At 47.6% G+C, this 21,684-nt stretch carries 22 protein-coding genes and 1 pseudogene; 3 read left to right on the top strand and 20 right to left on the bottom strand.

Annotation, left to right across the window (positions count from 1 at the left end):
• The 5 genes from VIR50_RS12240 to VIR50_RS12260 form a co-directional block, all read right to left on the bottom strand.
• Positions 1-329, bottom strand: a 329-nt coding sequence (locus VIR50_RS12240; protein WP_331935393.1) for an HD domain-containing protein, incomplete at its 3' end; no start/stop codon positions are given.
• A 35-nt stretch (positions 330-364) separates the two neighbouring features.
• Positions 365-1,711: a lytic transglycosylase domain-containing protein gene (locus tag VIR50_RS12245; RefSeq protein ID WP_331935394.1), complete on the bottom strand. Its 1,347-nt coding sequence runs from the start codon at positions 1,709-1,711 to the stop codon at positions 365-367.
• 31 nt (positions 1,712-1,742) lie between these two features.
• Positions 1,743-2,465 (bottom strand): DUF5683 domain-containing protein, encoded by a 723-nt coding sequence (locus VIR50_RS12250; protein ID WP_331935395.1) that lies wholly within the window; start codon positions 2,463-2,465, stop codon positions 1,743-1,745.
• Positions 2,466-2,469: 4 nt separating this feature from the next.
• Positions 2,470-3,381, bottom strand: a complete 912-nt coding sequence (locus tag VIR50_RS12255) for a ParB/RepB/Spo0J family partition protein (RefSeq protein WP_331935396.1) — start codon at positions 3,379-3,381, stop codon at positions 2,470-2,472.
• Positions 3,382-3,415: 34 nt separating this feature from the next.
• Positions 3,416-4,180 carry a ParA family protein gene (locus tag VIR50_RS12260; protein ID WP_331935397.1) on the bottom strand — a complete coding sequence of 255 codons (765 nt, stop codon included), beginning with the start codon at positions 4,178-4,180 and terminating at the stop codon, positions 3,416-3,418.
• A 111-nt stretch (positions 4,181-4,291) separates the two neighbouring features.
• Here VIR50_RS12260 and surE point away from each other — a divergent pair, with 111 nt between their 5' ends.
• Positions 4,292-5,062 carry a 5'/3'-nucleotidase SurE gene (gene surE, locus VIR50_RS12265; RefSeq protein ID WP_331935398.1) on the top strand — a complete coding sequence of 257 codons (771 nt, stop codon included), beginning with the start codon at positions 4,292-4,294 and terminating at the stop codon, positions 5,060-5,062.
• 4 nt (positions 5,063-5,066) lie between these two features.
• Positions 5,067-6,221, top strand: coding sequence for a lipid-A-disaccharide synthase (lpxB, locus tag VIR50_RS12270; protein ID WP_331935399.1), 1,155 nt, complete (start codon positions 5,067-5,069; stop codon positions 6,219-6,221).
• Positions 6,222-6,400: 179 nt separating this feature from the next.
• Here the strand turns inward: lpxB and VIR50_RS12275 are convergent, their stop codons facing one another.
• The 14 genes from VIR50_RS12275 to VIR50_RS12340 form a co-directional block, all read right to left on the bottom strand.
• Positions 6,401-7,258, bottom strand: a complete 858-nt coding sequence (locus VIR50_RS12275; protein WP_331935400.1) for a phosphatidate cytidylyltransferase — start codon at positions 7,256-7,258, stop codon at positions 6,401-6,403.
• A 21-nt stretch (positions 7,259-7,279) separates the two neighbouring features.
• Entirely contained in the window at positions 7,280-9,355 is a 2,076-nt protein-coding gene (gene ftsH, locus VIR50_RS12280) for an ATP-dependent zinc metalloprotease FtsH (protein ID WP_331935401.1), read from the bottom strand.
• 55 nt (positions 9,356-9,410) lie between these two features.
• Positions 9,411-9,770, bottom strand: a complete 360-nt coding sequence (gene rsfS, locus VIR50_RS12285; RefSeq protein WP_331935402.1) for a ribosome silencing factor — start codon at positions 9,768-9,770, stop codon at positions 9,411-9,413.
• A gap of 611 nt (positions 9,771-10,381) precedes the next feature.
• Complete coding sequence (locus tag VIR50_RS12290; RefSeq protein WP_331935403.1) at positions 10,382-12,004, bottom strand: hypothetical protein; 1,623 nt, start codon at positions 12,002-12,004, stop codon at positions 10,382-10,384.
• A 61-nt stretch (positions 12,005-12,065) separates the two neighbouring features.
• Complete coding sequence (locus VIR50_RS12295; protein ID WP_331935404.1) at positions 12,066-13,064, bottom strand: hypothetical protein; 999 nt, start codon at positions 13,062-13,064, stop codon at positions 12,066-12,068.
• A 13-nt stretch (positions 13,065-13,077) separates the two neighbouring features.
• Complete coding sequence (locus tag VIR50_RS12300) at positions 13,078-15,195, bottom strand: TonB-dependent receptor (protein WP_331935405.1); 2,118 nt, start codon at positions 15,193-15,195, stop codon at positions 13,078-13,080.
• A 158-nt stretch (positions 15,196-15,353) separates the two neighbouring features.
• Complete coding sequence (locus VIR50_RS12305) at positions 15,354-15,674, bottom strand: hypothetical protein (RefSeq protein WP_331935406.1); 321 nt, start codon at positions 15,672-15,674, stop codon at positions 15,354-15,356.
• Positions 15,675-16,012: 338 nt separating this feature from the next.
• Positions 16,013-16,357, bottom strand: coding sequence for a DUF2023 family protein (locus tag VIR50_RS12310; RefSeq protein WP_331935407.1), 345 nt, complete (start codon positions 16,355-16,357; stop codon positions 16,013-16,015).
• Positions 16,358-16,370: 13 nt separating this feature from the next.
• Positions 16,371-16,874: a flavodoxin FldA gene (gene fldA / locus VIR50_RS12315; protein WP_331935408.1), complete on the bottom strand. Its 504-nt coding sequence runs from the start codon at positions 16,872-16,874 to the stop codon at positions 16,371-16,373.
• Positions 16,875-17,053: 179 nt separating this feature from the next.
• Positions 17,054-17,287, bottom strand: a complete 234-nt coding sequence (locus tag VIR50_RS12320) for a YecH family metal-binding protein (RefSeq protein ID WP_331935409.1) — start codon at positions 17,285-17,287, stop codon at positions 17,054-17,056.
• Between the two features lie 82 nt (positions 17,288-17,369).
• Positions 17,370-18,677 (bottom strand): phosphopyruvate hydratase, encoded by a 1,308-nt coding sequence (gene eno, locus VIR50_RS12325; protein ID WP_331935410.1) that lies wholly within the window; start codon positions 18,675-18,677, stop codon positions 17,370-17,372.
• A 144-nt stretch (positions 18,678-18,821) separates the two neighbouring features.
• Entirely contained in the window at positions 18,822-19,364 is a 543-nt protein-coding gene (rbr, locus tag VIR50_RS12330; protein ID WP_331935411.1) for a rubrerythrin, read from the bottom strand.
• A 32-nt stretch (positions 19,365-19,396) separates the two neighbouring features.
• The gene (locus tag VIR50_RS12335; RefSeq protein ID WP_331935412.1) at positions 19,397-19,681 is read right to left on the bottom strand and encodes a GNAT family N-acetyltransferase; all 285 of its coding nucleotides are present in this window, start codon (positions 19,679-19,681) and stop codon (positions 19,397-19,399) included.
• 126 nt (positions 19,682-19,807) lie between these two features.
• Entirely contained in the window at positions 19,808-20,764 is a 957-nt protein-coding gene (locus VIR50_RS12340) for a helix-turn-helix transcriptional regulator (RefSeq protein WP_331935413.1), read from the bottom strand.
• 62 nt (positions 20,765-20,826) lie between these two features.
• On the opposite strand from VIR50_RS12340, the gene VIR50_RS12345 reads away from it, so the two are divergent.
• Positions 20,827-21,000, top strand: coding sequence for a hypothetical protein (locus VIR50_RS12345; protein ID WP_331935414.1), 174 nt, complete (start codon positions 20,827-20,829; stop codon positions 20,998-21,000).
• A gap of 462 nt (positions 21,001-21,462) precedes the next feature.
• On the opposite strand, the pseudogene VIR50_RS12350 reads toward VIR50_RS12345, so the two are convergent.
• A pseudogene (locus VIR50_RS12350) lies at positions 21,463-21,684 on the bottom strand (hypothetical protein); the annotation flags it as partial.

Below are 21,684 nucleotides of genomic sequence, written 5' to 3' on the forward strand. Positions count from 1 at the left end.
GAGCCAAAGATATTCTCTATATCCTCTACGGTGTAATCGGTATCTTCGACCACATCGTGGAGCAGGGCGGAGCAAATGCTGGTTGAGCCCAGTCCCATTTCCTTGCAAGCGATGTGCGCCACGGCGATGGGGTGCATGATATAAGGTTCGCCGGAAAGGCGTCTTACCCCTTTGTGGGCTTGTCGTGCAAAGTTGAAAGCCTTGGTAATGATGTCAACTTTCTTCCGATGTCGTGAAGCCAAATAGGTGTCTAAAAGGCGCTCAAAAGCCTCGTTGATGAGCTTGTCCTCGGCTTGCTCCTTGGTATTATTCATGTCTGAACGATCCATAAGGTATATCCTAAAATCTTGAGGTGGGGTGGCTGTTATTTCACTTTGAGCTTTTTACCGGCTCGAATGCTGCTTCCTGATATGCCGTTGAGGCGTTTCAGTTTGCTTACGGTGGTGTGGTTGCGGTGTGCTATCTCGGAAAGGGTGTCGCCCTCTCGTATCGTTATGCTCTTGCCACCTCTGTTTTTCTTATTCTTTTTGGTTCTGCGGCTCTCTTTGCGACTACGTTTGCTCTTGTTGTAGGTGTAAGATGAGCGTGAGAAACTTTCGTCCGGGGTGTCGTTAACGGCCACTTCGGTGCGCTTGCTCATCATTTCATTGATGTTGTAAGCGTAGATTTCATTCTGTCGGTCAATGAAGTTGGTGACCATCAATGCCGGTAATCGTAGTGCAGAGGGGCGGTTGTTGCCATTTACGATGTTGCGTCGATACTGAGGATTCAGCTCTTTCAGTTGGTCAATACTTATGCCTAATACACCTGATATTTGTTCAAAATGGACGTCTCGGTCAACGACTATCGTGTCGGTCTTGGCCGGAAGGTCTGTCACCATGGGGCAAATATTGTGGTCGCAGTAATAGTTCATGATGTAATTCGCTGCGATGAACGCGGGCACATAACCTCTTGTCTCTTTTGGGAGATAAGGGTAAATTTGCCAATAGTCGGCCTTCTTTGAGCGGTGAATGGCCTTGTTGATTTTGTCCGGGCCACAGTTGTAAGCGGCAATCACCAAGTTCCAATCGCCAAAAATCTTGTAAAGGTCGCTCAGGTAGTGGGCTGCGGCATAGGAAGACTTCACCGGGTCGCGGCGCTCATCAACCAAAGAGTTGACTTCCAGACCATAACGTTTGCCCGTATTGAGCATGAATTGCCATAACCCCGTGGCTCCTACACGTGACACGGCGGTAGGGTTCAGGGCCGATTCGATGACCGGCAGATATTTCAGTTCCAAGGGAAGACCGTATGCTTCGAGGGCTTCTTCAAAGATAGGAATATAGAAATTCTGTGCGCCTAACATGTAGCTGACTGAGCGGCGCAGCTTTCCGCTGTAACGTTCTATAAACTTTTGAACGACAGCATTGTACGGCATTTCTATGATTGTGGGCAAACGTTTTAGCCGATCTATATAAACCTCTTTGTCATACAATGGGTTTATGTCGGGCATATTGCAGCCTCCATCGGGCTTCAGATATGTTTTGGCGTTGTATAGATGGAGCAAACTGTCGAGCTCTTCAGTCATAGCTTCCGGTAAATCTATATCTTCTTTTTGTCCTTTTTCGTTGGTTACGGTGATGACTTCTTGCTCTTTGTTGTTATTTTGAGCATGAAGTATGGTGCTTCCGTTCAATAAAATAGCGGCTAATATAAAATAATATTTCTTCATTCTATTATTAAAACTTCTATAGTTTCTTCTCTTAAAAATTTAAACTGCAGTTTACTCCTAAAGAACTTGACTTGAAAGGATTGGATGAGAATTGGTTGTTTAAAAGGGTAGGCTCTACCCGTAGGCTCAAGTCATTGGATATATCAAACTCTGACAAGGAAGCGTCGACGTAGGCGTCGATTACTGATAACGCGTAGACTCCTACCATTACGAAGAAGCTCATGTCCCTCCAGCGGCGGTAACGGTCCTTTCTGTTCTTGAATAAAGTTTGATATTGCTGTTTATTTTGGTCATTAATTTTAGCGCCTAAGTGCAGAAATTGATTGTAACTTTGCGTGTTTGGGTCATTATCCATGATGTCTATATAGGCTTGGGAATAGTCATGGAACATCTGATTATTCCATGTCATGGCATAAGCACAGCCTACAAAACCACCATAAACCAAAGGAAGTTTCCAGTATTTACGGTTATATATCTGTCCTGCTCCGGGGATAACCAATGCCAGCCACAGTGCTCTTTTGGGATTGGGGCGCCATGTTGCCCAATCTCTTTTGGCCTTGGTATGGGGTGAGTTGGTATCTGTGATTTTCAACTTTAGGCTGTCCTCTTTCGTGAGCTTGTTCTCTTGGGGCACATGAAGCGTATCTGTCAGAATGATTCTGTCAGAAACTTCAGGTTCGGTAACTTGGGAATAAGCTGTTCCGAAAGGCAGGAGGACGAGAGCTAAAGTGGAAAAAAAAGAAAAAATCTTCACGTGATTATTGTTCCTTCAGTTTGTCGAAAACGTTCATGATGCGCTCCAATTCTTCCTCATTGGCAAAAGCTATGCTTATCTTTCCTTTGCCTTTAGGGGAGCAAGTCATCTGAACTTTGGTGTTGAGAAACGTAGAAAGGCGATTCTTCAGCAGCGTGAACTCTTCCGGAAGGATGTTATGGCTTGCTATTTTCTTCTTTCCGCTCTCTATATTTTCGCCATTCTTGAGCTGTTGAACCATTTCCTCAACCTTGCGAACCGACCATCCTTCCTTCTGAATCTCCTTAAACAACTTGATTTGTAGGGAAGGGCTGTCTAACGCAAGCAAAGCTCTGGCGTGCCCCATGTCGATTTCTTTCTTCTGAAGAGCCATCTGTACTTGAGCCGGAAGTTTAAGAAGACGTAAGTAATTAGTAATGGCTGTGCGGCTCTTGCCAACTCTTTCAGATACTTTCTCTTGTGTCATGCCACTCGTTTCGAGCAGATGTTCATAAGCCAAAGCTATTTCTATGGCATTGAGATCCTCGCGTTGAATATTCTCAACGAGCGCCATTTCCATGACACTTTCATCGCTGATTGTGCGAATATAGGCAGGAATGGCCTTGAGACCGGCTATCTGTGAGGCCCTCCAACGGCGCTCTCCGGCTATAATTTGGAAGCGATGATCGGCTACTTGTCGAAGAGTGATAGGCTGGATGATACCGATTTCGCGAATGCTGACAGCCAATTCCTGCAACGCTTCCTCGTCAAATTCACGTCTTGGTTGGTTCGGATTAGCTTCTATTTCTTCAATAGCGATCTCGTTGATGGTGCTACTTCCTTGCGTGCGAACGGTCTCGGTAGATATTAATGCGTCAAGTCCTCTGCCAAGGGCGTTGCTTTTTTGTGAACTATTATATTTCTTGTGTACAGCCATTTCAATTCTTGATAGGATGTGAGAGAATAGTTATTTATGAATTCTTGTTGATGATTTCCTTGGCAAGAGCCAAGTGGTTCTTCGCTCCGGTGGAGTCTGCGTCGTAGAGAATGACAGGCAATCCATGGCTCGGACTTTCACTTAGCTTGACATTTCGTTGGATAACGGTCTTGAAAACAAGCTCTTGGAAGTGGCGCTTTACTTCATCATAAATCTGATTGGCCAAGCGAAGTCGACTGTCATACATGGTCAGCAAGAATCCCTCTATCTCAAGTTGGGGATTAAGTTTGCTCTTGATAATCTTGATAGTATTGAGCAATTTGCTGATACCTTCCAAGGCAAAATACTCGCATTGCACGGGAATAATCACCGAATTGGCAGCCGTCAGCGAGTTGACTGTAATCAATCCCAGCGACGGACTGCAATCAATGAGAATGTAATCATACTCCGAACGGATGGGATCGAGCAGCTTCTTGATGACCTTTTCACGGTTTTCAAGATTCAGCATTTCGATTTCGGCGCCTACTAAGTCAATGTGGCTTGGGATAATATCGAGCCCTTCGATGTCCGTAGTGTAGATTGCATCACGTACATCGGCATGATCAATGATACATTCGTACAAAGAACAATCCACTTCCTTGATGTCTACGCCCAATCCACTGGAGGCATTAGCCTGTGGGTCGGCGTCAACGACGAGGACAGTCTTTTCCAATGTGGCAAGTGAGGCAGCCAAGTTGATGGTTGTCGTGGTTTTTCCTACACCGCCTTTTTGATTAGCAAGCGCTATTATTTTTCCCATTTTAGTAGGCTTTTGTATTTCTGTTAGATTGCAAAGTTACATATTTTATGCGATAAACGGGTATTTTATACCTTTTTTTAGTACTTTTGTAGCGATTTCAATTGGAAAATAATGAAAATTAATAAGCCGTTTATACTTATTTCAAATGATGACGGATACCATGCCAAAGGTATTCAATTTTTAGTTTCCTTTTTAAAAGATAAAGCCGAACTTTTGGTCTGTGCGCCCGAGGCTGCACGCTCGGGATATTCGTGTGCCTTCTCCGCGACAGAGCCGTTGCGGCTGAAGCGTCGTCATAACATGGGCGACACGGAGGTTTGGTCGTGCAATGGCACACCGGTGGACTGCGTGAAATTGGCGCTCGACCAGCTGTGTGGAGGCCGTAAGCCCGACCTGATACTTGGCGGAATCAACCATGGTGACAACTCCACCGTGAACAATCATTATTCCGGAACGATGGGAGTGGCCATGGAAGGTTGTATGAAATATATTCCCTCGGTGGCCTTTTCAAGTTGCGATTATGACACCGAGGCCGATTATTCTGCCCTTCGTGATGGCGTATGTCGTATCGTTGACAAGGTGTTGAATGAGGGTTTACCCAAAGGAATATGTCTTAACGTGAATTTCCCCGAGCGTCCGCCCTTCAAAGGAATAAAGATTTGCAGGATGGCATTTGGCCAATGGGTCAACGAAATCGTGAAAGAGCGCCATCCACGGGGCTATGACTATTATTGGATGGTAGGCGAATATAAGAATGATGAGCCTGATGCGGAGGATTCAGACCAGTGGGCTCTCAACCACGGTTACGTGGCCATAACGCCTACGAAGATGGATGTCACGGCCTATGAGTATATTGAGGAAATGAAAAAATGGCAACTGTAGCTTTATGAAATATTATCTGATTGTAGGCGAGGCGAGTGGAGATCTCCATGCGTCGCGGCTGATGCGCTCGCTGAAGGCTAAGGACGAGGCGGCCGATTTCCGTTTTTTCGGTGGCGACTTGATGGCTGCCGTGGGCGGCACTCGTGTAAAACATTACCGCGAGTTGGCCTATATGGGCTTTGTGCCGGTGCTGCTCCATCTGCCTACAATCCTACGTAACATGTCCTTTTGTAAGCAAGATATAGTCGCATGGCAGCCCGATGTTGTCATTCTTGTGGACTATCCCGGCTTCAATCTCGACATAGCGAAGTACGTTCATGCCCATACCGATATTCCCGTTTATTATTACATTTCTCCCAAGATATGGGCTTGGAAAGAATGGAGAATCAAGCGTATCAAGCGCGACGTGGATGAAATGTTCTCTATTCTGCCTTTTGAAATTCCCTTTTATGAGCAGAAACACCATTATCCTATTCATTATGTAGGCAATCCTACAGTGGAAGAAATAAGCCAATTCATGGAAAGTTACCATGAGTCGACGGCCGATTTTTGCCATCGCAACGGCTTGTCGACCGGCAAACCTATCATCGCTTTGCTGGCCGGAAGCCGAAAGCAGGAAATCAAAGACAACCTACCGGCGATGATAGAGGCCTGCCAACCGTTTGCCGACCGTTATCAACCGGTGCTGGCAGGGGCTCCTTCCATTGATGATGCTTACTATTCCGAGGTGATAAAAGGTTGTTCGTCAGCGGTTGATTTGCCCATGGTGAAGAACGAGACTTACGCTTTGCTGCGCCATGCTTCGGCCGCTTTGGTGACGAGTGGCACGGCGACGCTTGAGACCGCCTTGCTGAACGTGCCTCAAGTGGTTTGTTACGAGACGCCCGTACCACGCCTGATTCGCTTTGCTTTTGAGCATATCATCCAATGCAAATACATCTCTTTGGTCAATCTGATAGCCGACCGGGAGATTGTGCGGGAGCTGTTTGCCGACCGTTTTTCGGTGGGTAACATTCGGCAAGAACTGGAACGCATATTGCCCGGAGGCGCTTCGCGTGAGTCCATGCTTCGTGATTACAAAGACATGAGGCTGCGCTTGGGAAACGAAATAGCGCCCGATAACGCCGCATCGTTGATAACCAGTCTGTTAGGTAAGTAATAGTCGGCTTCTTTGTAAGGCCTTGTATAAGCCAAATAGGTATTAAATTTTCGTCGTCAGGCAGACTTATGAAAATGCAGTCAGTCCGCTAAAAACATGTTCCTTGATAGGAATTGTTTTTAGCGAACTGCTCGTATAAGGGTATGTTCAAGGCAACCGGAAAACCGTGTTGCCCGCGTTTAGAACAAACTCAGCGTGTAAATATAGATCACTGCCGCAGGCATGGCCATCAGACTTGAGTCGAATCGGTCGAGCATACCACCGTGACCGGGTAGGATATTGCCACTGTCTTTCACGCCCAAAGTACGTTTAAACAGACTTTCCACCAAGTCTCCCCATGTGCCAAACACCACAACGACAAGTCCTAAGCCCATCCATTGCGGGATGGTGAGCGCTGCCACGTGCTCCATAGGGTAGGCATGGTTGAGATAACCCACAGCAGCAGCGGCTGCCAATACGAAAAGGCCACCGCCAATGCTACCCTCCCAACTCTTTCCGGGGCTTACCCGGGGGAAGAGCTTGTGGCGTCCCAAGAGCGAACCGCTGCAATAAGCGCCCGTGTCATTAATCCATAAGAAAGCAAATATGCTCATAGGCAACAGCCAATCATAGGTTGACGTGCCATAGGAATTGGCGTGGAAGCCCAGCAGGTTAATCATTGACAAGGGCAGGGCAATATACATTTGGCTGAACATCGTGTAGGCCCAGTCATTGAGCGGGTTCTTTTTCTGAAGATAAAGCTCGCTGATAAAGAGATAGACTATCGTCAGCAGATAGGGTATGAACACTGCCGACGGGGTCAGACCACTGCAAAAGCCTGCCATGGCCAAAAAGAAATAGACGCCGGCGGCCGTCGTGATGAAGCGATTGACATTGATGTCCTCTTTCGTATTGACCAAGCCGGTAAACTCCCAAATGGTCATGCCGGTGATGAGGGCGAACAGCGCTACCATGACATCACCTCGATAACAGAGGCCTACTATCATAATAGCTACAAACGCGATACCTGTGATGGCGCGGGTAATCAGATTCTTCATATACTCTTTATTTTATGCGGTTTATGCTTCAGTGTCAGCTTCCGTTGAGGCCGGCTCACTCTGTTGGGCCAATTGGGCCTCATGTTCAGCCTGCGCACGCTTCACCTCTTCGGGCATGTCTTCCAGCTTTGGAGCGTTTTTCTCATTCTCTTCTATAATCTCCTCGGCACGGCTTACCCATTGGCGTTTGCCGAAAATCTGCTCTACATCCTCAGCGTAGATAACCTCACGGGTGAGCAGCAATTCGGCCAAACGGTTATGGCCGTCCTTATGTTGCTCAAGCAATTGCTTGGCACGGGCGTACTGTTCGTTGATCATTTTCAGCACTTCGTCGTCCATAATCTTGGCTGTGGTTTCGGAGTAGGGGCGTGAGAACTGATATTCCTGATTGTTGTAATAGCAGATATTGGGCAGTTTCTCGCTCATACCGGCGTAGGCCACCATGCCATAGGCGCTCTTCGTGGCCCGCTCAAGGTCGTTCATGGCACCCGTAGAGATATGTCCGATGAAGAGTTCCTCGGCGGCTCGGCCACCTAAGATGGCACACATCTCGTCCAACATCTGCTCTTTGGTCGTTATCTGTCGCTCTTCGGGCAGATACCATGCGGCACCCAATGCCTGCCCACGGGGCACAATGCTCACCTTAACGAGTGGGTTGGCATGCTCACAGAACCAGCTTACCGTGGCGTGACCGGCCTCGTGGAGGGCGATGGCACGCTTCTCGGCGGCTGTCATCACCTTGGTTTTCTTCTCCAAACCGCCTACTATGCGGTCAACGGCGTCGAGGAAGTCCTGCTTACTAACGACATTCTTGTCGTGACGGGCGGCTATCAAGGCCGCTTCATTGCACACATTGGCTATGTCGGCGCCCGAAAAGCCGGGGGTCTGACGGGCCAAGAAGTCGATGTCAAGGCTGCTGTCGGTCTTCAGGGGGCGAAGATGAACGTTAAAGATGGCCTTGCGCTCGGTCAAATCGGGCAGGTCCACGTTAATCTGACGGTCGAATCGGCCCGCGCGGAGCAGGGCTTTGTCGAGCATGTCGGCCCGGTTCGTGGCGGCCAAAACGATGACACCGCTGTTTGTTCCGAAGCCATCCATTTCGGTAAGGAGGGCATTCAGGGTGTTCTCTCGCTCATCGTTGCCGCCCATCGATGGGTTTTTGCTACGGGCGCGGCCCACGGCGTCGATCTCATCGATAAAGATAATGCAGGGCGCTTTCTCCTTTGCCAAGCGGAAAGCGTCACGAACGCGGCTGGCACCAACGCCCACAAACATCTCGACAAAGTCGGAACCGCTCATTGAGAAGAAAGGAACACCGGCCTCACCGGCCACAGCTTTGGCCAGCAAAGTCTTACCGGTACCCGGAGGACCTACCAATAAAGCGCCCTTGGGAATCTTTCCTCCCAGCTCGGTGTACTTCTTCGGGTTCTTTAAAAACTCTACTATCTCTTGTACTTCCTGCTTGGCGCCTTCTTGTCCGGCCACGTCCTTAAACGTCACTCCTATCTCGTTGGCCTTCTCGTACAGCTTGGCTTTACTCTTACCTACGCTGAATATGCCACCGCCGGCACCACCGCTGTTGCCTCCACCCATGCGTCGCATGATCCAAACCCAGAATACCACGAGGAAAGCCAAAGGCAGAATGCTCGACAAGAACATGTTGAGCAATGGGCTTGACTTGGCGTTCTCATAACTGAATTCGGTTATCTTACCGGCCTTCTGTTGGGCGGTAAGATAGGTGTCGAGGTTCTCTATCGAGCCAAATTCCACGGTTACGTAAGGATTGGGGCCCACTTGCTTGGCGCTCATGCGGAACACATCCTGAATGTTTTGTGGCTTGACGTACATCTTAAGGCTGCTTTCCTCCTTGTTGATGACAACATTCTTGGCGAAGCCTTTCTGTACATAGTTCTTGAATTGCGTGTATGTGGCATCCTGACTGGCGCCCTTGCTGCTCAGCAAACTGCTGCCCGTGTTGGTGTAAAGCAGCATGGCCGTCGCGATGATAACGAGAATATAGAGCCAGTTCATGTTGAACTTCGGCATTTTAGGCTCGTTATTATCTCTCGGGCTGAATGGGTTGTTCTTATTGTCCATAATCAATTAATACAAGTTTATATATCTGTAGCACTTGTCAAATACCATGCCAAGCCTAAAATAGGTTGTCAAGGCGGGTCAGATTGGCGTCCTGCCACAAGTTCTCCAAGTCGTAAAAGCGGCGTGGTTCGGGCAGGAATATGTGCACCATCACGTCACTGTAGTCAATGGCTACCCACTGATCGCTACCCAGTCCGATAACGTTGGCGGGCTTCTCGTGGAGCTCTTCACGTACCATATCGCCTACGCTGCCAGCGATGGCTTCCACCTGAGTGGGTGAGTTGCCCTGACAGATGACGAAGTAGTTGGCTATGGTCCCGTCGATGTGGCTTAAATCCACGATTGTTATGTCTTCACCTTTCTTTTCCTGAATGCCTGATACGATAGTGTCTACTAATTTTTTGGTTTGATTCATTTATCTGTTGTTCTTGTTGTTTACCATTTGTAGCGGCCTCTCTTGCCCATCGTCGCAAGTACGAAAGGCGGGGGCCGGAAAGCGCATAATACGCTGTGATGCAAAGTTAAGCCGAATATTCGACTTCGCAAAATAAATAACTTTTTTTGTGTGATGGCCCATTGATTTTGCGTTGGGGTAGCTGTCATCCCCTTTATGGGTAGCCCGTGGCGTGTGCCAGCATGGCGTAAAACATTCAGAAACATCTTTACAAAAGTGTCAAAATGGCTGCGTTATTTTGGAATAAAAAAGATTTGGGTGTGAAAATCGCGAAATTTCGTGATTTTACAATAGGTTGATAGTCAGTTTGTTGGCTGTTTTCGGTAGGGTTACGCCTGCTTTTCGATAGGGTCATAGCTATGCTTTGAGCGGATAATCGTGGGCGTTTCGGGCAATAAAAAAGGCACTTTGAGCGGTCGAAAGCAGTGCTCTCGGCGCGTCAAAGTGCCTTAATCAGATTATATGTCCTCGTTTTCTCATGCCCCGAATGCTTTATAGGGGCTTGTCGTCAGCTAACTGACGGCGTGGCGAGGGTGTGTTTTTGAGTTAAAAATATTGACAAAATGAGGTGCTTAGAACCAATAAGAAGCCGATTCTGTGTCACGGTCGCCTTCGAGATTCCAGTAGAATTCGGCAGCGGCTTCTTTAAAGTCTTTGATGTCGAAGGCGTCCATCATGGCGCGGATAGCCTTCTTCTCGTCCTCATCATATTCGCTTTCGTCTTTCTCAAGGTCGGCGTCTACTTCCTTGTCAGCATTGTCTATATATACATATACGGGCACACTGATGGTTGGCATCCATGCCTCGTTTGTTAATTGTGCCTGCGTGGGAGCGTAGAAAGGTGATGGTTTACCTCCCGAGAGCTTGGTCTTGTGGGCCCGCATCAGCTTAATGTTGAGATTAAGTTTCTTATAAGGCTTCTTGAAAAGGAAGTAACCTTTGAGGCCCAATTGGCGTTCAGGGTCGGCGTATGGGGCACGATTGAAGTGGTTTGTTTGATTCCAAGGCGTCGTGTCACGATAAGTATAGCTGAAGAAACCTTCATTGTTCTTGTCTGTTTCTTCCGCTTTACCGCCATAACCGGGCTTGATGTCGCTCACCATGAAGAAGTGTTGATAGTGTTTATTCTCATCGTTGATGTAGAGTTCGTTCGTTATTTCGGTGTCACCTTTATAATAATGAATGTCGAAAGCATAGACACAACCGCCGATAACCTGAGAGCTGCTGAGCACACCTACCCATTTCGGATTACTCTCATCGGCTTTCCACTTGCCGTCTTCCAATCGGTAAACGAGCTTATAGTTCTTGCTCAAGTATTTGTTTTCTTTGGCATGAGCGTTCTGATGGAAGTTGGCGGGTTCGTGGATATGGCCGTCGTAGATGTTGATTTCTACTTTGTCGGGGCTGAAAAGCGCCGGGTCAAGTTCTGTACCGGGCTCATCTTCGGTTGGTATTCCTTCTACTTCTACGGGCAGTTTTACGCTGATGTCCCACTGACCTGTGCTTCTGAGGGCTCTTGAAGGTAAGTAGAAAGGTGATGTTTTGCCTTGTTCGTCGTATTTACTCTGTGATGCGTGGAGCAGTTCCACGGAGAGTTCAAACGCTTTACCCGGCTTAACGAACTTGATAAAGCCTTCAAATCCCAATGGATTTGTTTCACCAACGTACACATTGTTCAGCTCATCGGCGTAGCAATAGTCGTAAGCCAAGTTCTCTTTCTTTGTCACACGGACAGCTGTTGATGTAGGATCTTCATTCAATCTTTGGTACATTGAGAAGAAGTGTTGATGTATCTTGTCTTGTCCTTGTGTGTAGAATTGGCTGTTGATAGGCTCGTTTTGCGCATTAAAGTACTCAATCTTCAGCAGGTAAACCACGTTGGGATTGTCCTCGGTGTTCTTTACCGTGAACTTCTTATCGGGGCTTGAGATATGCCAACTCTCGGTAGCTGAAGTTTGGTATTCAATAACTTGTGTTTTTGAGCCGTTGCTTTTGAAATCTGCCAGCTTGGGACTGGCTTCAAAGTTGTTACCTCCATTGAGCGTGCCTTCTTGTAAAGTAAAGACCGCACGTATTGGGTCTTCGTGGAGTTTGTTCTCCTTTTCGTTGGAAGGAGTTTCAGGGCTGCACGAGGTCAGGGCCACGGCTGCACCCAAACAGAGACCAAAGGCCTTTTTAAGAGTAATCATCTTCATAATCTTTTGTTGTGATGTTATTGTTTAATATTTGTTGTTTGTTGGTCGTATGGGGGTGGGGTTAAAACCAAAATTGCTCTCCTTCAGGATTGATTTCGCCGTTTTGTTCGAGATAGAACTCGCGGGCCGCTTCAAGGAAAGTTATGTTGTAAGCCTTGGCAAGGCTGTTAATGATTTTCTTTTCGTGGTCAGAATAGTCTGCTTCTTTCTTATCCCATTGAGGCTCAAAGTTCTTTAAGGTTTCGCCACGGCCCATATATACGTTGACGGGCAGTCGTATTTCGGCTATAGTCTTGGCTGTTTTGAGCAGTTCTTTGTTAGGCTCGTAGTAGGACATAGTTTCACTGTTGACAAATTTGGTGTCCTTAAATTCTACGAACTTGATAAGCAAGTCAAAGGTGACACGGCTTTCATAGAATTTGAAATAGCCCTTAAAGCCTAACGGATTGTCCTCTCCCGTGAATGCGGCACCATCGTATTTGTTCGACTTATTCCAAGGGTTGGTGTCGCAATAGGTATATTCCATAAACTCCTCTATGTCGTTATTATAGCTATACTTATATTCCTTGCCAAATCCTTCTTTCACGTTTTCGGGCATAAAGAAGTGCTGATGACACTTGTCTGCTCCGTTTTCAATGAATTGACCATTTATTTTTTCACCTTTAGCGTTGTAGTAATCAATGACGAAAGCGTAGGCCGTGGAGGGTGATTGGGCATTGAGAGCGTTTGGATTTTGTGCATCGGCCACCCACTTACCGTCCTTTTGATGGTAGGTAAACGTGGCATTAACGGCTAAATGCTTTACTCCTTTGGCATGAGCGTTCTTGTGGAAGCCGTAAGGACCGTGCATGTGGCCGTCGTGTACGGTGATGACAATCTTGGCAGGAGCGTTCTCGTCGGCTTCCATTTCTTGTTTTTGTTCTTTCTCTTGTTCCTTTTTAGGCTCTACAGTGGGGTCTTCGCCGTTGTCTTTACTGCATGATGCGAGGCCCATACTGAAGGTTACGGCCAGCAGGAGCGCGGCCAATGTCATTAAATAATTTTGCTTTTTGAGTTTCATAATGTTTCTGTTTTTAAAAATTCCATGTGATAATGCAGCGTATGTCTCGGCCCATGTCGTGGGCATAATAGCGACTGCGGTTGGTATATTCCTTATATTCTTTGTTGAGAATGTTGTCGCCCGTGAGGCTGAATTGCAACGTCTGTCCGTTGTCAAGTTGCCAGTCGGCGCTCACTTCAAGGCCCAATAGGTGATAGGCGTCCGGTGTGAAGTTGATGAGATCGGTGGCCGGGTCGAATCGTTTCTGCTTAGCCACGTAGCGATGGTTCACGCCAATGTGGGTCACGAGGTTGTCATTGATACGTGGGCTCCATGTAAGTGAGTGGGTGAAACGGGCGCTCGGTATGTAGGGCAGGTAGTTGTGGCTGGTTCGTTCGTTGGCCCAGATGAGCGCGGACACCAAATGATAGTCGAGATTGGGCAGTGGTTTCACGTGCAAATCTAAGTCGACACCACGGAAGAAGGCTGCTGTCTGACGGTATTGGAACACGGGGTAAGCGCCCGAAACTACGACGATGTTCTTCAGCGTGGGCTGATCGTAGATGTAATTGTTAATCCATTGCAGGTAAGCGTCAAGCTGTAAGCTCACGATAGGGTGGCTGTACTTCACCGAAGTTATCCACTTGTAGCTCTGTTCCGACTTTAGTGTGGAGTCACCTTTGACGAATATGCCCGAGCTTAGCTCGTTTCCGTTGCTGTAAAGCTCATATACGTGGGGTGCGCGCCATGCAACACCGAAGTTGGTGGTCAGCTTCCAATGGCTGTCGGGGCGGAAGTGAGCGCCCATAGAGTAGGTAAAGTTGCCAAAGTTGCGCTTTCCGCCATAACGCTTTCCGGTCCAATCGTAGCCGTCGGCTTCGGTATGCTGGTAGTCTCCACGTGCTCCGGCCTCCAATCCCCACTTGTTCATCGTGAGCTTTTGCAGGAAGTAGGCGCCTGCCGTTAGCTCCGTGTAGTTGGGAATGATAGGAACGACACCGGTACCACGCTCGTTGTGGTTCTCGGTATTGATGAGTTGGAGCCCTGCTTCGCTCTTCCATTGGCGGTAAGATTTCTGCCATGTGAGCGTGTTTTGCAGTGATTTGAGGTGCAGGCTGACCGTTGGAATGTCAGAATGGTTCATGCGTCTGATTCTGTTTTCACGACGGTTGTCCGACTGAAACGTAGACTGCCATGCGAAATTACCCCATTTCTCATCGTTGAAAAAGGCTTTGGCAAAGGCTGTGTGGTGATTTATCTTTTGGTGAGGATAGCCTATCGAGCGGCTGAAAGGAGTGAAGCTGACAGGTTGTCCCAGCATAATGCGCTCCCGAAGCAGCTCTTCATTGCCCATTTGGGCGCTCTGCATGACACCTAATTTCTGACCGAAATAGCTGTAACCGCCTTCTATGCGCCATTTGCCTTTGGCATATCCCAAGGTAAGAGCGAGGGCTTTCTCGCGCAATCCGGTATTGTTGAGCAGGTAGTGGGCCGTGCTTCGGTCGCCACCATTTTCCCAATTGGCATGTAAACGCCATGCGAAATGACGGTTCCACTTGAGACTTCCTTCGGCAAAACCTGACAAGGAGAAACGTCGACCGTTAGTTCCGTAGTGTGTGGAGAGCTTTCCGCTGATGTTCTTTTGCTCATAAGGAAGGGCACTTTGGTCCATCACGATAATGCCTCCGAGGGCCTCGGAGCCATATTTTACGGACTCCGCGCCTTTGACAACTTCGATATTGGAGAATCCATTCTTATCAACTTCGGGCGCATGGTCCGATCCCCACTGCTGTCCGGTGAGCCTTGCGCCGTTCGTCATTAGCAGAATGCGGTTGCCATACATGCCATGTATGACGGGCTTTGCTACGATAGTACCGGTTTGAATGGAGCTCATGCCGCTTACTCCTTCGAGAAGTGAGGCCAAGGATGTGCCCATCGATTGGGTAATAGCGGTGCTTCCCAATTGTTGTCCTACGTGGTTGGCCCCGAAAGAGGTTTGTTTTGCTGTTACCACTACCTCACGAATGGTTAGTGAATCGTGGATACTGTTTTTCTCAAGTTGCTTGTTCTGTGCTTGAACACACATACACCAGCTCGTGAGCAGGCACAATGTCGGCACAAGTCTGGGTATGCTTAATGTTGAATTGAGCATAAATAAAGAAGTAATAAGTTGTGTATGCCTACGTTAAGGCACGCATAAAACATAATCGTACCAATTACAACGACACGTATAAGGCCTTATGCGACTGCATAACGGCACAGCTCATACATGGCTTGTAACGGATAATCAAAAAATAAAAAGGTAGGGTTTTATGCCAAGAAAGGAGGCGAATGGCTGTTTATCGAGCCAACGGCACGATAAACAACTTGCATGGATACGAGATACCTATGGAGCAATGTCACCTTGATCACCGGCACAAATTCAGTGAATTGGGCTTCAGTAGCCTTGTGCATTGTAAACTCACAGATGTCACATATCGGCTGAATCACGGCATGATGGCTTGTTTCCGTCTTGTCGGAAGAAGCTTGTGGTGCGTCGTGATAGTGAAAATCTTTAAGCGCAAGAACCGATATGAACACCGCTAACAATGCCCATGCGTAAATGATTCTTATCGTATTTCTTGCTCTCATGTGGTTGGAAATAAGCCGACAGATAAGCTCCGGCGGCATTATATTTCTTTTTTGATGAAATAATTTCTTCCTTTTTACAAGATGGCTTGGCCCGTTATAAGGCACGCTTTTTCTTGTATTGGAGGATAAAAGTATAAAGAATAGTTGGTTTCTACAAGCCTTTGATTTGATGGATAAGATTTTTTAACGGCCCGGAAGTGAATATAAGATTTTTTGGGAGTTGGTCTGTTATGAGGATAGAGTGCCGCTCTAAAACGGCGTGAAGGCCACCTTCGCAGGCAGCCTTCACATCTATAATACAAAGACATTTTTGAAATCTATGCTTGAAAGCAAGATAATTATATTTTGAGTTTACAAAATCTTTTGCATTGACCACAAATATCATATCCCAAAAGAGCGCCCAATATGAAGTCCTCCTCAGGGCTTAGACGGTTGAGTGGTTGGTGAATGAACGTGCGGATGACGTCCATGCACTCTCTGCGACCAAAGAATAAGTTGATTCGTTTGTTGCCTATGGGCTGCACGATATAGTCTATCTTCTGTTTTTCCAGCTTATCGATGGCCTGTTGTTGGTATCGATCGGGAAACGTATAGAGCACCATGTTGCGTACTCCTTTCTTATACTGATAGATTTGTTCAGACAGTATTCGCATGTCTGTGGGTACTGTTTCTGTTTGCAGCATAAGCAAATGGAGTTTAGAGTTCGGGCTTGATTTGCTCTATCCAAGCGGCGATACGGTCGTTAGACTTGTCGTCCTCGTTTACCTCATCTAAGGCCAGACCCATAAACTTTCCATCAACAACGGCCTCAGAGTCGTCGTAGGTGTAGCCTTCAGTTGACACTTCGCCAACAACTTTGGCACCGGATTCCTTGGCAGCGTTGTAGAGTTCGGCCATGCCACCGCAGAAAGTGTCGCTGTAACTCTCGGAATCGCCGCAACCGAAGATGGCAACTACTTTGCCCGTGAGGTCGGTGTTCTTGATTACTCCCACGCCATCGTACCAGTCATCTTGCAGTTCTCCTGCTCCCCATGTGGATGTTCCGAGGATTAGGTTTTGGTAGTTGGCCAACTGGTCAGAGGTAATATCGGCCGCGCCTAATACGTCAGCGGCGTCTACACCTAACTTGTTAGCGATACGTGAAGCGAGGTCTTCGCAAGTTCCGGTTGATGAACCATAGATAATGCAAGTCTTATTCATAATGTTGTTTTCTTTTACTTTTGATAAATAATCGTTGTTTCTGTTTTATAGTTGCAAAGTTATCGCTGTTTTCATAAACAAACAATACCTAAAAACAATGAAATACTTACATCTTTGATTTCATCATTTTTAGGTATCGAGAGGTTGATAGCAACCTATGGTTTCCTGATTCCGATGGCTTAATGGTTGCACATCTTGCTCATGTCGGCCGTGAAAGCGTTGTCCTCCGCAGGCATAAACTTGCCGTGAGACTCCAAGAAATCCACCAGCTCCGCTGCGGTAAGATCTTCCGCATGGCAAGTGTAGAAACGCTCATCGGCACCAAAGCGGCTGATTATAGCTTCAACAAGACTTTCCTTTGTGGCGAAAGTCTTTCCGTCCATCATGTGGAGTACTTCGTGTCCGTGTGTCATATTAATGTGAATTTATGAAAAGTCGGGGTTACTGAAGCGTAACCCCGACCACCTTATTATATATAAGTAATTATCTCGGAACTTACTTCAGCTTCTTATAACCGTACTGTGCTGAGCAGCAAAGTTCTTCCTCAATACGGATAAGCTGGTTGTACTTAGCCATACGGTCGGTACGACTCATAGAACCGGTCTTAATCTGTCCTGAGTTGGTAGCTACGGCAATGTCGGCAATAGTAGTGTCCTCGGTCTCGCCTGAACGGTGACTCGTAACAGTGGTATAGCCGTGACGATGAGCCATCTCGATAGCCTCGAGGGTCTCGGTGAGCGAACCTATCTGGTTCACCTTAATGAGAATACTGTTGGCAGCGCCCATCTTGATACCCTTTTCAAGGAACTTCACGTTGGTAACGAAGAGGTCGTCACCTACCAACTGGCAGCGGTCGCCAATCTTGGCGGTCAACTTCACCCAGTTTTCCCAGTCGTTCTCGTCGAGTCCATCCTCAATAGAATCGATAGGATACTTGGTAATCAGTTCCTCGAGATATGCGATCTGCTCCTCTGCGGTGAGCTTCTTGCCGTTAGGATCCTTGGGCATTCCGTTCTTCAACTGGCGATAGTCGTAGAACCACTCGCCATTTTCCTGAACGGCAAACTCAGAAGCCGCGCAGTCCATAGCAATCTTCACGTCCTTGCCCGGCTCGTAACCTGCGTCCTTGATAGCCTGAATGATAGAGTCGAGAGCGTCCTCGATACCATCGAACTTAGGAGCGAAACCACCCTCATCGCCCACTGCTGTAGAGAGACCGCGCTTCTTCAAGTTCTTAGCAAGTGCATGGAAAACCTCCGCACCCATACGAATGGCCTCTTTCTCTGTAGGAGCGCCAACAGGACGGATCATGAATTCCTGAAACGCGATGGGCGCATCACTGTGTGCACCGCCATTGATGATGTTCATCATGGGCACGGGCAATACGTATGTATTGGCGCCACCGATATAGCGATAGAGAGGTATGTTGAGGGCTTTAGCGGCAGTTTGAGCCACAGCGAGGCTCACGCCCAAGATGGCGTTGGCGCCGAGCTTGCTCTTGGTAGGAGTGCCGTCGAGTTCCAACATCTTGTAGTCTATCTTGCGCTGTTCCAATACGCAGCAGCCTTTCAGTGCGGGAGCGATGACGTTGTTGACGTTTTCAACAGCCTTCAACACGCCCTTTCCCAAGAAACGACCTTTGTCGCCATCGCGGAGTTCCAGTGCTTCGTTCTCACCGGTAGACGCTCCTGACGGTACGCTTGCACGGCCCATAACGCCGTTTTCAAGTGTTACTTCTACTTCAACGGTGGGGTTGCCTCTTGAGTCGAGTATCTCTCTGGCATGAATTTTTTCAATTTTCATTATTTAATCTTTTAATTGTTTGTTATTATTGTCCTTGCAAAGGTATAAAATCATCAGCCGAATGGCAATACCTAAAAATGGTTATTCGGCTTGCTTCGGCTGACAATTATTTGGTAGAATCCGAGGGATTAAACCGTTATAGAATTAATAGTTCTCGGCGTTAATCTCAAAGAAGCTCAATGGATGGTTGCAAGTGGGGCATACCTTGGGGGCCTTCTTGCCGATAACAATGTGTCCGCAGTTGCGGCATTTCCAGATACGATCGTCGTCGCGGCTGAAAACAATGCCATCCTCGATGTTCTGCAACAGCTTCAAGTAACGCTCCTCGTGGTGCTTCTCGATAGCGGCTACCAACTCAAACTTGGCTGCAATCTCGGTGAAACCTTCCTCACGGGCTTCCTTGGCCATGTTGGCGTACATGTCGGTCCACTCATAGTTCTCGCCTGCGGCGGCGTCCTTGAGGTTATCCATGGTGTCACCAATCTCGCCACCGTGCAGGTATTTGAACCAAAGTTTGGCGTGTTCTTTCTCATTGAGGGCTGTTTCCTCGAAGAGAGCGGCTATTTGCTCGTAGCCATCTTTCTTCGCTTTGGAAGCGTAGTATGAGTATTTGTTACGTGCTTGGCTTTCACCTGCGAATGCGATCTCTAAGTTTTTCTCTGTCTTTGTACCTTTTAAATCTTTCATTTTTGTATTACTTTTAGAATTGAATGATATAATTATCGTTTCGTTAGCATGTCTTGGTGTTGGGGATGTCTTTCAAAGTAGGCTTTGGCGAATGAGCAAACGGGGTTTACTTTCAGTCCTTTCTCACGGGCCTCGTCGAGGGCTGCCTCTACCAAGGCTTTGCCTACGCCTTGTCCTTCAAAGCCTTCGAAAGTATAGGTGTGCAATATTTGCAACGTGTCATCCTTGATTTCGTATTCTAATTTGCCCAAGGCGTCGGTGCCTTCGTGGATATCGATGCGGCCTTGCGCGTTGTCATTTGTAATCGTAGTCTTCATATTTTGTGTTAAATCGTGCGGGAACAGCCCCGCTGTTTTTGTGTTGTATAGTCTTGTTGGGGCAAAAGCCATGCCATCGTCCGTCGTTATCCTCGGCCCGATAGTGGCTTTGTCATGCCGACCTGCTTACAGATGGAGCAGTGAAATGTCGACAAGTTTGTTGACGATGGCATAGATGGTAAGTCCTGCCACGGAGTGAATTTGGAGCTTACGGGCTATGTTTCGCCGGTGGGTTATCACCGTGTTCAGCGATATATAGAGCGTATTGGCAATTTCCTTATTGCTCATTCCTTGCACCAAACATACCAATATCTCTTTCTCCCGTTCGCTCAGTTGCTCCTCGTTCTCACCGTTGGAACTTATCATTTTCTTGATATTGAGCGTCACATCCTTCTGCGTGAGTTGCTTCTCTATCGTCTGAATGGCGGGTATGAATATGCGTTCTTCTACCTCGGCGTGCTGATTTAGCCACTCCTCATTGTTGTAAATGTCGTACAAGGTGGCAGTGAGCTGGTTGTTGCGAAGTTTATCCGAGGGCAGATATTTGATGATAATGTTCTTTAGTTCACGCAGTTTGTCGTCTACCTGCTCATGGTATTTGGAGAAAGTCGTGATGTCGTAATTGGTCGGCACCTTGCCTTCTTGCAGCTGTTCCACGTAGGGGAACACCGTCTTTTCCTCATAACGCATGTGCTTTATGATGTCTTGGGCATACTCATCGTAGAGTTGCAAGATGAGCTGGGCTAAGTTGTCGTGCTCGTCGAGTGCCTCTGTCAGCTCCTTACGGATGTAAGGCAACTGGAAATCTATGTAGTATGCGTGCGACGCTTTGAGGTATTTCAGGAGCGTACTCACCGAAATGCGGTCGGCGTCGTGGCTGTTGTAATAGCCGTTGATGGTGAAGTTGACTATCGCGAGAAACGTGTAGGTATCGACGTTTTGGTCTTCGCACACCTCGGCGACGGTCTTGTTGCCAAAGCCGAGATTGATACCAAAACTGCCTAAGCTCTGCAATATGTTGCTATTATCGCGGATGATACTGATCATTTGATCATCTGCTTCGTAGGTCTTTTGATGTTTCATAAGTAAATTCCATCAATACTTGTTGCAAAAATACATATTTTTTCCCAAATTACCATCAAATTATGAAAAAAGCGAAGGCCAACTTTGAAAAAAATGTTATGGGCGATGGCGCCGCTCTTTTTGGGGGAGTAAATGGTTCGGAATTTATTTTACAAAAAGCTGTTGCTGCGTGGTTTATTTCAAAATTAAAAACTTTTGGGCCGAAAAACGCGAATTTTGAGCTGTTTTGTAAATGATTGTAACAGAACGGGTTAGCGCTTTTGAGAGAAATGTAGGCCCATTTTTGGCCGATGAAAGCGGTGCTTTTGTGGGCTGATAAGTCCCTTTTCGTCGGGTAAAATAGCCGTTTCGGCAGGCTGAAAGCAGTGCTTTGGTAGCCCCGAAGGAGTGGAGTGGGCGGATGGGGTGCCTTTGGGGGGAACATGGGAGGGTGGAAATGGGTGTGGGAAATGCCGGATGGAGAAAAATGAGAGGGCGTTTTTTCGGATATATTTCTTTACAAAAAGCGGAGCGAAAATGGGAGATTCGATGGGCTTTGAGGGAGTGTTTGATTGGTCCTGAAATGCGATTCTCGCCGTCGTTTTCGGCTTTGGGAATGGCTTTGCGCTTGTTGTCGGTCTTGTCATGGCCCTCTTTAAAACAATCCGAGGACACGGTCGGTGCCATGTCCTCGGGCTATGAGTTTTGCCGGGCCGGGCCTATCGGTAAATTATTTCCATGATTTCGGTGCCCACATGCTGCCGGTAGTGCTCCGGATCGTAGAAGTTATGATGGTCCATGAAGGGCCCGTGGGTGGTGAAGTCGTAGACAACGGAGTCGCCAAGGATGGTGCGCAGGGTGGTCAGGTCATCGGGATGGAGGTTCTCCCGACGGAAAGATGGGCCGATAATGAGCTTCAGTCGGGTGGCGTGACGCTTGCA

The organism is Prevotella sp. (genome assembly GCF_036570325.1).
Classification (GTDB): Bacteria; Bacteroidota; Bacteroidia; order Bacteroidales; family Bacteroidaceae; genus Prevotella.